Annotated in this window: 13 protein-coding genes; 7 read left to right on the plus strand and 6 right to left on the minus strand. The window is 74.3% G+C overall.

The annotated features are described in order from the left end of the window. Window positions 1–7: 7 nt before the first annotated feature. On the plus strand, window positions 8–622 hold the full coding sequence (locus K7862_RS11645) for a flavin reductase family protein (RefSeq protein WP_222962421.1): 615 nt from the start codon (window positions 8–10) through the stop codon (window positions 620–622). Here K7862_RS11645 and K7862_RS11650 read toward each other — a convergent pair. Then, complete coding sequence (locus K7862_RS11650; protein ID WP_222962422.1) at window positions 576–1,424, minus strand: TVP38/TMEM64 family protein; 849 nt, start codon at window positions 1,422–1,424, stop codon at window positions 576–578. The two genes, K7862_RS11645 and K7862_RS11650, sit on opposite strands and share 47 nt — an antisense overlap. Window positions 1,425–1,517: 93 nt before the next feature. After that, window positions 1,518–2,729 (minus strand): MFS transporter, encoded by a 1,212-nt coding sequence (locus tag K7862_RS11655; protein WP_222962423.1) that lies wholly within the window; start codon window positions 2,727–2,729, stop codon window positions 1,518–1,520. 534 nt (window positions 2,730–3,263) lie between these two features. Between K7862_RS11655 and tuf the strand changes: the two genes are divergently transcribed. Together tuf and K7862_RS11665 are read left to right on the plus strand one after the other, a co-directional pair. Further along, window positions 3,264–4,442 carry an elongation factor Tu gene (tuf, locus tag K7862_RS11660; protein ID WP_222962424.1) on the plus strand — a complete coding sequence of 393 codons (1,179 nt, stop codon included), beginning with the start codon at window positions 3,264–3,266 and terminating at the stop codon, window positions 4,440–4,442. A gap of 98 nt (window positions 4,443–4,540) precedes the next feature. Beyond that, window positions 4,541–5,413: a spermidine synthase gene (locus K7862_RS11665; protein ID WP_222962425.1), complete on the plus strand. Its 873-nt coding sequence runs from the start codon at window positions 4,541–4,543 to the stop codon at window positions 5,411–5,413. Here the strand turns inward: K7862_RS11665 and K7862_RS11670 are convergent. Both K7862_RS11670 and K7862_RS11675 read right to left on the minus strand, forming a co-directional pair. Beyond that, the gene (locus tag K7862_RS11670; RefSeq protein WP_222962426.1) at window positions 5,400–6,746 is read right to left on the minus strand and encodes an MFS transporter; all 1,347 of its coding nucleotides are present in this window, start codon (window positions 6,744–6,746) and stop codon (window positions 5,400–5,402) included. The genes K7862_RS11665 and K7862_RS11670 overlap by 14 nt on opposite strands. A 109-nt stretch (window positions 6,747–6,855) precedes the next feature. Continuing rightward, on the minus strand, window positions 6,856–8,028 hold the full coding sequence (locus K7862_RS11675; protein WP_222962427.1) for a DUF8017 domain-containing protein: 1,173 nt from the start codon (window positions 8,026–8,028) through the stop codon (window positions 6,856–6,858). A gap of 72 nt (window positions 8,029–8,100) precedes the next feature. Between K7862_RS11675 and K7862_RS11680 the strand changes: the two genes are divergently transcribed. Both K7862_RS11680 and K7862_RS11685 read left to right on the plus strand, forming a co-directional pair. After that, entirely contained in the window at window positions 8,101–8,553 is a 453-nt protein-coding gene (locus tag K7862_RS11680; RefSeq protein WP_222962428.1) for a DUF4442 domain-containing protein, read from the plus strand. 149 nt (window positions 8,554–8,702) lie between these two features. Next, the gene (locus tag K7862_RS11685) at window positions 8,703–9,359 is read left to right on the plus strand and encodes a DedA family protein (protein ID WP_222962429.1); all 657 of its coding nucleotides are present in this window, start codon (window positions 8,703–8,705) and stop codon (window positions 9,357–9,359) included. A 40-nt stretch (window positions 9,360–9,399) separates the two neighbouring features. Here the strand turns inward: K7862_RS11685 and K7862_RS11690 are convergent, their stop codons facing one another. Next, the gene (locus K7862_RS11690; protein WP_222962430.1) at window positions 9,400–9,984 is read right to left on the minus strand and encodes a gamma carbonic anhydrase family protein; all 585 of its coding nucleotides are present in this window, start codon (window positions 9,982–9,984) and stop codon (window positions 9,400–9,402) included. A 126-nt stretch (window positions 9,985–10,110) separates the two neighbouring features. Between K7862_RS11690 and K7862_RS11695 the strand changes: the two genes are divergently transcribed. Continuing rightward, a complete protein-coding gene (locus K7862_RS11695; RefSeq protein ID WP_222962431.1) occupies window positions 10,111–10,935 on the plus strand; it encodes an acyltransferase in 825 nt (274 codons plus the stop codon). Window positions 10,936–10,979: 44 nt separating this feature from the next. Next, complete coding sequence (locus tag K7862_RS11700; RefSeq protein ID WP_222962432.1) at window positions 10,980–11,510, plus strand: YbaK/EbsC family protein; 531 nt, start codon at window positions 10,980–10,982, stop codon at window positions 11,508–11,510. Window positions 11,511–11,586: 76 nt separating this feature from the next. Here the strand turns inward: K7862_RS11700 and K7862_RS11705 are convergent, their stop codons facing one another. After that, complete coding sequence (locus tag K7862_RS11705; RefSeq protein WP_308011944.1) at window positions 11,587–12,027, minus strand: CoA-binding protein; 441 nt, start codon at window positions 12,025–12,027, stop codon at window positions 11,587–11,589. Window positions 12,028–12,101: the final 74 nt, after the last annotated feature.

Consider the following 12,101-nt stretch of genomic DNA (forward strand, 5'->3'; position numbering starts at 1 on the left):
TGGCCCCATGCGCATCGACTTCGACCCGGACGAGCTGGACCGCAGGACCTTCTACCAGCTGCTCACCGCCACGGTGGTGCCGCGCCCGATCGCCTGGGTGTCCACCACCTCGGCCGCGGGCACGGACAACCTCGCCCCGCACAGCTTCTTCACCGTCTCCTGCGTCAGCCCGCCCGTCGTGCAGTTCACGTCCGTGGGCCGCAAGGACTCGGTGCGCAACGTCGAGGAGACCGGGCAGTTCGTCGTCAACCTCGCGCCCGAGCACCTCTTCGAGCAGATCAACGCCACCGCCACGGACTTCCCGCGCGGCGTCAGCGAGTTCGACGCGGTCGGCATCGCCCGTGAGCCCAGCCTGCGGGTGAAGCCGCCGCGGGTGGCCGCCTCCCCGGTGGCGCTGGAGTGCGAGCTGCACAGCACCGTCCGCCTGGGCGATTCCACCGTGGTGTTCGGCCGCGTCGTGCACGCCGCCGTCTCCCAGGCCGTCCTCGACGGCGAGCACCCCGACGTGCGTCAGCTCCGGCCGCTCACCCGGCTCGGCAAGGACGAGTGGGGGACGCTCGGCGAGATCCTGGAGATCAAGCGGATCCCGCTGGCGGAGTGGCCCGACGGTCCGCTGGCCTGACGGAGCCCGCACCGCGCCGGTACCGGGCCACGACCGCCGCCGCCACGGCGGTCAGCGCGATGAACCCCGTCGCCATCAGGAAGACCGGTGACGTCGGGGACGCGGCCCGGCTGCCGGCGACCACGTAGGCGGCGGTGTTGACCGCGCTCCCCACCGCCGTCGCGGTCAGGAACGGCAGCAGCCGGACCCGGGAGATGGCCGCCGCGTAGTTGGCCGCGGCGAACGGCACCCCGGGGAAGAGCCGGAGCGCGAGCGTGCTGCGGAACCCGTGCCGGCTGAGCTGGCGGTCCACCGAGAGCACGATCCGGCCGCGCAGCAGCGGGCGCAACGCGTCGCGCCCGAGGAACCGCCCGAGCAGGAAGGCCAGCCCGGCGCCCAGCACGGTTCCTGCGATGGCCGCGGGGAGGCCGGCGTGGATCCCGTACAGCGCTCCGGCGGCCGCGTTGAGCAGCGGCCGCGGCACGAAGGCGACGGTCGCGACCCCGTAGGCGAGGGCGAACAGCACGACGGCCGTCGTCCCCGACTCGTGCGGCGGCCATCCGTGCGTCAGCAGCCGCTGCGGCTCCAGCGCTACGGCCGCGGCGACGGCGCCCGCGAGCAGCACCACCAGCACGGCGAACCGCCCCCACGGCGAGGCCAGCACCCGCAGCGGTCCGGCCCACGAGGCCCGCGAGACCCGCGGGACGCGCGGCCCCAGGGAGCCCCGCGAGGCCCGGAAACCCCGCGACACCCGCGAGGCCCAGGTCGTCCGCGGCGGGGCGACGGCCGGCGGCGGCGAATCGGTACGCGGAGTACGGGGCATCCGCCGAGCTTAACCGAGCGGACCCGATCCGCTCCGTCCCCGAGTGCGGCCGGCCGCCGAGTGCCCCCGGCGGCCGCTGCGTTGACCGCCCCGCTACTCGGCCCGCACCTCTTCGCGGGTGGGAAGTCCCCCCGCGGCCACGACCGGCGAGGCCGTGTGGACGCTGCGGCGGTCGAGGACACCCGCGGTGACGGCGATGGCCAGGCCGGCCACCGCGAGCACCGCGCCGACCAGGGCGGGCGAGGTCCAGCCCCAGCCCGCGGAGATCGCCGCGCCGCCGAGCCACGCGCCACCCGCGTTGGCGAGGTTGAACGCCGAGTGGTTGGAGGCGGACGCCAGCGTCGGGGCCCGCCGCGCCTTGTTCATCACCAGCATCTGCAGCGGCGTCGTGGTCAGGAACCCGACGCCGCCCAGCACGACGACGGCGATCGCGGCCGTCACCTTGTTGCCCGCGGCGAAGTGGAACCCGACGAGGACCACCGCCAGGGCGGCCAGCGAGCTGTAGAGGGTGGGCCGCAGTGCCCGGTCCGTCAGCGGTCCCGCCGCCAGCGCGCCGAGCGTCATGCCGATGCCGAACAGCGCGAGCAGCAGCGTCACGGACGACTCCGCGAACCCGGTGACCTCGGTCATCATCGAGGCCAGGTAGCTGTACACGGCGAACACCCCGGCGAACCCGAAGACCGCGGTCAGCAGGCCGAGTATCACCTGCGGTTCGCGCAGCGCCCGCAGTTCGTGGGCGACGCCGGTGTGCTCCTCGTCCGGCAGCCGTGGGATGAGGGCCGCCAGCGCGCCGAGCGCGAGCAGGCCGACGACGGACACCACCAGGAACGTGGCCCGCCAGCCCAGGTTCTGGCCCAGGGCGGTGGCCGCCGGGACGCCCACGATGTTGGCGATGGTCAGTCCGAGGAACATCGCGGCGACGGCCCGCGCCCGGCGGTCCTCGGCGACCAGTCGCGCGGCGACGACCGCGCCCACGCCGAAGAACGCGCCGTGCGGCAGCCCGGCCAGGAAGCGGCCGGCCAGCAGCCAGCCGTAGCCGGGGGCCAGCGCGGAGCCGAGGTTGCCGACGGTGAACAGGCCCATCAGCAGCAGGAGCATCCGCTTGCGCGGGATCCGCGCGCCGAGTGCGGTGAGCAGCGGCGCGCCGACGACGACCCCGAGGGCGTAGGCGGAGACGAGATAGCCCGCGGTCGGTACCGACGTCCCGAGGTTGTGCGCGACGTCGGGCAGCAGGCCCATCATCACGAACTCGGTGGTGCCGATGCCGAAGGCGCTGACCGCCAGGGCCAGGATGGCCAAGGGCATGGAAGTCCTTTCACGTGCGGGGACGGTGTGCGATGCGGTGTGCCGGACCGCTAAGTTCACTCGCGGAACAAATTCTCGCACGGCTGGAATTCCGGCACGTCACCACAGGGTGACGTGGAGGAGACGAGCACACCGCGGCCCGGATACGGCCCGGGACGTGAGCCCGGTACGGGACCGGGCGCCTGTACGCCGGACCCCGTCCGGCTCGCCCCGGCCCCAACTCCGCGGCCCCAACTCCGCGGCCCCAACTCCCCACCCTCCGAAAACGACTGGACGCCCCGACCGGCCGGGCGTCATGATCGCCGCATGTTCCGGCCCGCCTTCCTCGCAGACGCCACCGCAGCCGCGGTCGCGGTCGCGGCTGCCCGGAACGCCCGGAACACCCGGATCGCCTTCTTCGACGGCGCGCGACGCTGACCCTCCCCGGACAGACACCGGCGGACCCCGCAGGGGGAGGGTCGGTCCCTCCAGGGGTCCCGGCCTCCGCGCCGACGGCCATCGCGCCACTCCCGACTTCCGAGGAAGAGCCTTCCGATGCCCAAGCAGGCATACGTGCGCACCAAGCCGCACCTCAACATCGGCACCATGGGTCACGTCGACCACGGCAAGACGACCGTGACCGCCGCCATCACCAAGGTCCTGGCGGACCGCGGCACCGGCACCTTCGTCCCGTTCGACCGCATCGACCGGGCGCCGGAGGAGGCGGACCGCGGCATCACCATCACCATCTCGCACGTCGAGTACGAGACCGCCACCCGGCACTACGCCCACGTCGACATGCCCGGGCACGCCGACTACGTGAAGAACATGATCACCGGCGCGGCCCAGCTGGACGGCGCGATCCTGGTCGTCTCCGCGCTCGACGGGATCATGCCGCAGACGGCCGAGCACGTCCTGCTCGCCCGTCAGGTCGGCGTCCGGCACGTCGTGGTGGCCCTCAACAAGGCCGACGCGGGCGACGGCGAGCTCGCCGACCTGGTCGAACTCGAGGTGCGTGAGCTGCTGTCCGCGCACGGCTTCGACGGCGACACGCTGCCGGTCGTGCGGGTCTCCGGTCTGCGCGCGCTGGAGGGCGACCCGCGGTGGACCGCGTCGATCGAGGCGCTGCTCGACGCCGTCGACACCTGTGTGCCGGTGCCCGAGCGCTACACCGACGCGCCGTTCCTGCTCTCGGTGGAGAACGTGCTGAGCATCACCGGGCGCGGCACGGTGGTGACCGGCGCCGTCGAGCGCGGGGTGGTGCGGCCGGGCGACCGCGTGGAGGTGCACGGCGCGGACGGCGAGCCGCTCGGCAGCGTCGTCACCGGGCTGGAGACCTTCGGCAAGCCGATGGACTCCGGGCAGGCCGGCGACAACGTGGCGCTGCTGCTGCGCGGGGTGCAGCGCAGCCAGGTGCGGCGCGGTGACATCGTCGCGGCGCCCGGGAGCGTCACGCCGCACCGCCGCTTCACCGCCCGCGTCTACTTCGTGCCCGCGGCGGAGGGCGGACGGCACACGCCGGTCGTCACCGGTTACCGGCCGCAGTTCTACATCCGCACGGCGGACGTGGTCGGAGACGTCGACTTCGGGCCCGGCGGCATGGCACTGCCGGGCGACACCGCAGACGTCTCGGTGGAGCTCGGGCGCGCCCTGCCGCTGGAGCCGGGGCTCGGGTTCGCGATCCGTGAAGGGGGCCGGACCGTCGGCGCCGGCACGGTCACCGCGCTCGGCTGACGGCCCGCCCGCCGTCCGTCGCGCAGGGGGGGGCGGTCCCGCACGTCGGTGCGGGGCCGCCGCCGCGGTTCCGGCCGCCGTGCTGGGAGGATGGGGGCATGGAGCACGTAGAGGCGGGGCCGGGCGGGGACGAGGATGTGCCGGTCGGCCGGACCGTGGACTTCGGGGAGGCACGGCTGCTCCCGGACGTGGACCGGCCCCGGGCGTGGCTGCTGACCGTCGACGGCGCACCGCAGTCGTACGTGGACCTCGACGACCCGGCGCATCTGGAGTTCGAGTACGTGCGCAGGTTGGCCTCCGCGATCGACTGCGCGTTCCCCGACGGGCCGCTGGACGCCGTGCACCTCGGCGGCGGCGCGCTCACGCTGCCGCGCTGGCTCGCCCACGAGCGGCCCGGGTCACGCCAGCAGGTGGTGGAGGCCGACCGCGGGCTCGTCGCGCTCGTGTCCGAGTACCTGCCGTGGGCCGCCGACGGCGTCACCGCGCACACCACCGACGCCCGCGCCTGGCTGACCGGCGCTCCCGCCGCGAGCGCGGACCTGATCGTCGCCGACGTCTTCGGCGGCGCCCGGGTCCCCGCGCATCTGACGTCGCTGGAGTTCGCCCGGGAGGCTGCCCGGGTGCTGCGCCCGGACGGGCTGTACCTGGCCAACCTCGCCGACGCGGCGCCCTTCGCCTTCCTCGGCGGCCAACTGGCCACCGTGCGCCAGGCGTTCGGCGGACCGGACGCGTTCGTGTGCCTGCTCGCGGAGCCGGGGGTGCTGCGCGGCCGCCGCTACGGCAACGCCGTCCTGGCCGCCGCGCGCCGGCCGCTGCCGCTGGACGCCCTGTCCCGGCTGTGCGCCGCGGACGTCTTCCCGGCGCGGGTCGTCTCGGGGTCCGCGCTGGACGTGCTCACCGGCCGGCCCGTGCACGACGCCGCGGCGGTGCCGTCGCCCGAACCGCCGGACGGCGCCTTCACTGTGGGGTGAGCGGGGCGGGGGCCTGCGGCAGCCCGGCGGCCGTACCCTCCCGCGGGGCGGCGGGGAGGGCGGTGCCGGTGGCGTCCGCCGCGGGCTCCGGCACGGCCACGCCGTGCCCGCGCTCCAGCCGCCGCACGTCGGGCAGCACCAGTACGGCCGCGGTCAGGACGACGACCAGCACCGCCGAGCCCCACAGCGACTGCGTCCGGCCGAAGGCGGTCGCGGCGGGTCCGGCCAGCGCCAGGCCGAGCGGCATCACCGCGATCGAGCCCAGCCAGTCGTACGCGGAGACCCGGGACATCTTGTCCTCGGGGATCTCCTGGTGCAGGGCCACCATCCAGCCGACGCCGAAGACCTCGATGGCGACACCGGCGGTCAACTCGGCCGCCACCAGCGCCCACAGGGGCAGGGCCAGGGCGAGCGCGACCAGCGGCAGGGCGAGCGGGAAGACCCCGAGCGTGCCGGAGAGCAGGATGCGCCGGGGCTTCCACCGGATCATCAGCAGACCGCCGAGGACCGTGCCGACGCCGTCGGCGGCCAGCGCCAGGCCCCACGGGCCCGCACCTCCGAGGTGGTCGCGGGAGACCAGCGGCCCGTACACCGACTGGGCGGCGCTCGTCATGGCGTTGACCACCGCGAACTGCACGACGATGCCCCACAGCCAGGACCGCGAGACGAACTCCCGCCAGCCCTCGCGCAGATCGCGGATCATCCCGCTCTTCTCCACCCGGGCGGCCTCCCGCACCGACAGCCGGGCCCGCAGGCCGCCGGCCACCGCGAAGCCGATCGCGTCGACGGCCAGCACCCAGCCGGGGCCGAGCGCCGCGATGAGGGCGCCGCCGATCGCCGCGCCGCCGATGTTCGCGCCGTTGGTCGCCAGCCGGAACACCGAGAACGCCTTCCCGGCGTGCGCGGGTTCGACGGTCGACATGACCAGGCCCTGCGAGGCGGGGGAGAAGAAGGCCTGCGCGGTGCCGCCGACCGCGGTCAGCGCCGCCATCTGCCACAGCGGCGGGTGTCCGGCCAGCACGAGCAGGGCGAACAGGCCCTGGGAGAGGGCGTTGACCGTGTTGGCGCTGACCATGACCCGCTGCCGCGGGATCCGGTCGGCCACCGCGCCGCCGATGAGCAGGAAGACGACCATGGCGAGCGTGCGGGCGGCGGCCACCACGCCCACGTCGGTCGCGCTGCCGCCGGTGTCGATCACCGCGTAGGCGGCGGCGATGGTCGCGCCGGAGTTGCCGAGTCCGCTGATGAACGAGGCCGAGACCAGCAGTTGGAAGTCGCGGTTGGCCCACGACGGGAGCCGGGTGGCCGTCGTGCTCGAATCGTCGCTGGTCATTCGGGCACTGTCCCGGAGCGGCGCCGCGGGCGCAAGCGGGTTTCGGCGGGACGGCGGCCCCGGCGCCCGGAAGGCCCGGGGACGCCGTGAGCCGCCCGTCGCGGCGGTGCTACTTCTTGATCAGCCGGATCGAGCTCATGATCTTGTCGATCGTGGCCTGCGGGAGCTGGTCCTTGACCCCGCGGTCGGCGTACAGCACCCACACCACGAGCTTCTTGGTCGGATCGCTCTGCGTCGGGTCGAGCCAGGCGACGGTGAAGGCCTCGCCGGCGGGCGACGCGCACTTGTTGGGCATCGGGACGTTCGTCGCGGTCGCCCGGGCCTGCCAGCCGGTGATCCCGTGGGAGTTGTGGAACGCCTTGCTGTCCAGCGCCTTGGAGAAGGTGCCCTTGCCGTTGTCCTGGTAGGCCCAGTACGCCCAGGCCGTGGCTTGCACCTCGGCGGCGTTGCGCACGCTGGTCGCGCCGTTGGCGCCCTTGGTGCCGACCGACGCGCGGTCGAAGGTGCTCTTGCCCGAGGTGCAGAAGTCGTGCTTGTAGTAGGCCGGGGCGCTCATGGCCACCGCCGGGTTGCCGCTCTTGTCCGCGAAGCCGATGGTCATGCCCTGGCTGCCGACCGTCCAGTCCGGCGGCACGTCGAAGAGGACGTTGCGCTGGTCGCGCTCGACGACCTTCCACCCGGGGATGACCGGCGTGGCGTCGACCGGCGCGCCGCGCGGGTTGTCGGTCGAGCCGCCGCTGTCCGGCGGGTCGCCGCCGGTGTCGGTCGGCGACGGCGTGGGCGTCGGCGACGTGCTGACCGTCGCGGTGGGCGTCGGCGACGTGTCCTTCCCGGCGTCCTTCTTCTTGTCGCTCCCGGTGAGGTACACCGCGCCGGTGATGGCCGCGGCGACCACCGCGACGGCGGCGGTCACGGCTATCGCGATCGTCCTGGTGTTGCGGTTCTTCGGCGGCGGTCCGTCCGGACCCCCCGGCACCGGAGGCCCCCACTGCTGCGGCGTCGGGTAGCCGCCGGGCTGCTGCTGGTAGCCCGGCTGTGCGTAGGGGGACGCGGCCGGTGCGCCGTACGGCTGGGTGGGCGCCGCGTACGGCGGCGGTTGCGGCGCGGGCGGCGGGCCCTGCTGGGGGTAGCCGTAGCCGGGTCCTTGGGCCGGGGGAGGCGGGGGCGGGCCGGGCTGGGCGTACGGGTTCGGCTGTCCGTAACCGCCGGGGGGTTGCTGAGGGGGTGTCGGTGCGCCCTGCGGGTACTGCTGTCCCCCGGGCGGCTGTTCTCCTGGCCACATGGCTGGAAACACTAGGGGAGCGGGGGCCGCGGTTCCATGCCGGATGGTGCTACTGACTGGTAACATCCGGCCATGTCCGAGACGATGCCTTCCATAGGCGAGCTGATGGCGGCCACCGTGCCGATGGCCCGCACCCTCAACCTCCAGTACACGGAGACCACCGCCGAGCGCGCCGTGGTCGTACTGCCCGACCAGCCGGAGTACCGGAACCACGTGGGCGGTCCGCACGCCGGCGCGATGTTCACCCTCGCCGAGTCGGCCAGCGGCGCCGTGGTGCTCGGCGCGTTCGGCGACCAGCTCGGACGCGCGATGCCGCTGCCGGTGCGCTGTGAACTCGCCTGGACCAAGCTCGCCAAGGGGCCGGTGACCGCGACCGCCGAGCTCGGCCGGCCCGCCGCCGAGGTCGTCGCCGAACTGGACGCGGGCGAGCGCCCCGAGTTCCCCGTCGAGGTCTCCGTCCGCCGCGAGGACGGCGCCGAGACCTCGCACATGACGATCGTCTGGACCCTGCGTCCCAACGGCTGACCGTGCTTCGCCGGCCGGCGGCGGCGCCCTCGGCCGGCGCCGGCCGGCCGCCGTTCGGGCCGGAATGGTTCGTCCGGTGGGTCGGTTAGGCTTCCACGAGGCGTGCGAAGGGCGCACACCTGATCGTCGTCACGGGGAGGGGACCGTCTGTGCACGTCCAGGACTGGCTCGACGGCATCCCGCCGGTCGCCGTCTACCTGATGGTGGGCCTGGTGGTCGGCGTCGAGAGCCTGGGCATCCCGCTGCCCGGCGAGATCGTGCTGATGACCGCGGCGCTGCTGTCGTCGCAGGGTCACGTCAACCCCTGGATCGTGGGCGCGTGCGCCGTCGTCGGCGCCGTCGGCGGAGACTCGATCGGGTACTCCATCGGTCATCGCGGCGGCAAACCCCTGCTTGAGCGGCTCGGCCGCAGATTCCCCAGACACTTCTCACCGGCCCAGATCGCGGCCGCCGAGCGGTCGTTCGACCGCTGGGGCATGTGGGCGGTGTTCTTCGGCCGCTTCGTGGCCCTGCTGCGGATCTTCGCCGGCCCGCTGGCCGGTGTCCTGCGCATGCCCTACCCGCGCTTCCTGATCGCCAACGCGCTCGGCGGTGTCGTCTGGGCGGGCGGCATCACGGCGATCATCTACTACGTCGGCATCGTCGCCGAACCCTGGCTCAAGCGGTTCGGCTACATCGGACTCGCCATCGCGGTGCTCTTCGGCATCGGGTCGATGGTCTTCGTGAAGCGGCGCGCCGCGAAGGCGCACGCGGAGTTCGAGGCCGCGGCCGAGCAGGAGGTCGCGGCGGCGTCGGCCGCGGACTGACACCGCCGCGTTCCGGCCCGGTGTCCTCCCGGGGCGGGCGTCACCCCCGGCCCAGCGCCTCCCGGTGCTGTGCCGCCAGCGCCACATAGTGCTCGGCGTTCAGCGCGAGCCCGGCCCGCTCCTCCTCGGTCAGCGGCCTGCGGATCTTCGCCGGAACCCCGGCGACCAGCGATCCCGGCGGCACCTCCATGCCCTGCGGCACCAGGGCGGCGGCCGCGACCAGGGAACCGGCGCCGATCCGCGCGCCGTTGAGCACGGTGGCCCCCATCCCCACGAGCACGCCGTCCTCCACGACACAGCCGTGCAGTACCGCGTTGTGCCCCACCGACACGCCCGCGCCGATCACCGCCGGGAACCCGGGATCGGCGTGCACCGTGCAGTTGTCCTGGACGTTGGAGCCGGCGCCCACGCTGATCGACTCGCAGTCGCCGCGCAGCACGGTGTGGTACCAGACGCTCGCCCCGGCGCCGAGGGTGACGTCGCCGAGCACCACGGAGGTCGGCGCGGTGTACGCGGCGGGGTCGACCACCGGGGTCCGGCCCGCCACGGCCGCGACGAGAGCCCCGTGCCCACCCGGCCCGCGCCCCTGCCCGTCCCGCTCCTCCGGCTCCGCCTGGTCCGTCATCGCCACCGTCCTGCCGTCGTCCGTCGTCGCCCGCCCGGCGCTCCGACGCGGGTGTGCCGCAGGGCACACCACGTCCACGGCCCCGGAAGCGGCCGCCGCGCTCCCGGCACCGTATACGGTGGGCTCGTGCGCGAGAACGAGAACGTGTTCTTTTCCACGGTCGCCCAGGCCGCCGCCTGGCGCCGCCGTGCCACGTCGCGCCTCGTGCACGCCGGCTGGCGGCGGCTGCAGAACGCCGGCGCGGTCACGGCCGCCCGCCCGGGCCCGTACCGCTTCGGGGCGATCGGGCCGAACACCCGGCTGGCCTTCCCCCAGGGCACGATCTTCGGCGAGCCGTGGATCCGGCTCGGCGACCACTGCATCATCGGCGAGCAGGTCACCCTCACCGCGGGCATGATGCCCGGCCTCGACCTGGGGTCCGATCCGATCCTGCGGCTGGGCGACGGCGTGGTGCTCGGCCGCGGCAGCCACGTCGTCGCCTCGGCCGCCGTGGTCTTCGGCGACGACGTCTACTGCGGGCCGTACGTCTACGTCACCAGCGACAACCACTCCTACGACGACACCGCCCAGCCAGTGGGCAAGCAGTGGCCGCGCACGTCGCCCGTGGAGATCGGCGGCGGCAGCTGGCTCGGTTCGGGCTGTGTGATCCTCCCGGGCGCCCGGCTCGGCCGGAACGTGGTCGTGGCCGCGGGCGCGGTCGTCCGCGGTGAGGTGCCCGACTTCGCGGTCGTGGCCGGCGCCCCCGCCAAGGTTGTCCGCCGCTGGGAACCGGACACCGGCTGGCAGCCGCCGCTGCGCACACCGGCCCCGGTGCCCATCCCCGACCACGTCACCCCCGACCAGCTCGTGGCGCTCCGCCGCTGGGACGACCGGCTCGGCGGCCGGCTCGCGGACGTGCTCACCGAGACGCCCGAACCGCTGGTCAAGGAGCCGGCGGAGGAGTCCGGTTGACGGCCGGAGTCCGCTGACCGCGCGCTCTTTGTTAGGTTCACCGCATGCGCGCACCCATCGGCCACTTCGAGGACGCCCACCCCGCCACCGAACGCCGCGACCTGCTCCCGCCGCCGGTCGCCGCAGCAGTGACCTCCGACATGGTCTTCGTCGACACCGACCCGGCCAAGGCCGACACGGCCGTCTTCGTCGAGACCTACGGGCAGGACCTCATGCGGCACTCCGCCAACTGCGTCGTGGTCGCCGGCAAGCGCGGCCAGGACGTGACGCTGGCCGCCTGCCTCGTGCTGTCCGCGACCCGGGTGGACGTCAACGGCGCGGTCCGGCGCCACCTCGGCGTGCGGAAGGCGTCGTTCGCCGCGATGGACACCGCGGTGGGGGAGACCGGCATGGAGTACGGCGGCATCACCCCGGTCGGGCTGCCGCCGGCCTGGCCGCTGCTCATCGACCCGGCGGTCATCGAGACGCCGCACGTACTGATCGGCAGCGGCGCGCGCCGCGGCAAGCTCATCGTGCCCGGCAAGACGCTGGCGACCCTCCCCGGCGCGGTGGTCCTCGAAGGGCTCGGCATCTGACCGGCGACCGGAGTTCGGCGTTCCGCCGCGCCGGGCGCCGGCGAGGCCCGGTGCGCGTGGAACCGGGCCGTGACGCTCAGCCGAGCTGCGGTATCTCGATCGCGGGGCAGCGGTCCATGACCATGTCCAGGCCCGCGCTCCGGGTCCGCGCGAAGGCGTCCTCGTCGACGACGCCGAGCTGGAACCAGACGGCCTTCGCCCCGATCACCACGGCCTCGTCGGCGACCGCGCCCGCGAGCTCCGAGTTCACGAAGACGTCCACCACGTCCACGGGGAAGGGGATGTCGGCGAGCGAGGCGTACCCCTGCTCGCCGTGCACGGTCTCGGCCTTGGGGTGCACGGGGACGATCCGCTTTCCGTAGCGCTGCAGGACGGAGGCCACCCCGTACGCGGCCCTGCGCGTGTTGTTCGACAGCCCCACCACCGCCCAGGTGTCGCCCGTGGCGGTGAGGATCCTGCGCACCACGTCCCTGTCGCTCTCGCCGCCGCTGCCGTTCACGCCTGACACGCCCTCCACGCCTGACACGCCGTCCTCCCGCCGCCGCGGCACGGCCCTCAGGCCGCGCCCGTCCTCACTCGTCCTACCTGCGC

It is taken from the genome of Actinacidiphila acidipaludis (genome assembly GCF_019890725.1).
GTDB lineage: Bacteria > Actinomycetota > Actinomycetes > Streptomycetales > Streptomycetaceae > Actinacidiphila > Actinacidiphila acidipaludis.

Coding starts and splice junctions, on each gene's coding strand:
- K7862_RS11645 (WP_222962421.1), top strand. CDS start 8: ATGCGCATCGACTTCGACCCGGACGAGCTGGACCGCAGGACCTTCTAC.
- K7862_RS11650 (WP_222962422.1), bottom strand. CDS start 1,424: ATGCCCCGTACTCCGCGTACCGATTCGCCGCCGCCGGCCGTCGCCCCG.
- K7862_RS11655 (WP_222962423.1), bottom strand. CDS start 2,729: ATGCCCTTGGCCATCCTGGCCCTGGCGGTCAGCGCCTTCGGCATCGGC.
- tuf (WP_222962424.1), top strand. CDS start 3,264: ATGCCCAAGCAGGCATACGTGCGCACCAAGCCGCACCTCAACATCGGC.
- K7862_RS11665 (WP_222962425.1), top strand. CDS start 4,541: ATGGAGCACGTAGAGGCGGGGCCGGGCGGGGACGAGGATGTGCCGGTC.
- K7862_RS11670 (WP_222962426.1), bottom strand. CDS start 6,746: ATGACCAGCGACGATTCGAGCACGACGGCCACCCGGCTCCCGTCGTGG.
- K7862_RS11675 (WP_222962427.1), bottom strand. CDS start 8,028: ATGTGGCCAGGAGAACAGCCGCCCGGGGGACAGCAGTACCCGCAGGGC.
- K7862_RS11680 (WP_222962428.1), top strand. CDS start 8,101: ATGTCCGAGACGATGCCTTCCATAGGCGAGCTGATGGCGGCCACCGTG.
- K7862_RS11690 (WP_222962430.1), bottom strand. CDS start 9,984: ATGACGGACCAGGCGGAGCCGGAGGAGCGGGACGGGCAGGGGCGCGGG.
- K7862_RS11700 (WP_222962432.1), top strand. CDS start 10,980: ATGCGCGCACCCATCGGCCACTTCGAGGACGCCCACCCCGCCACCGAA.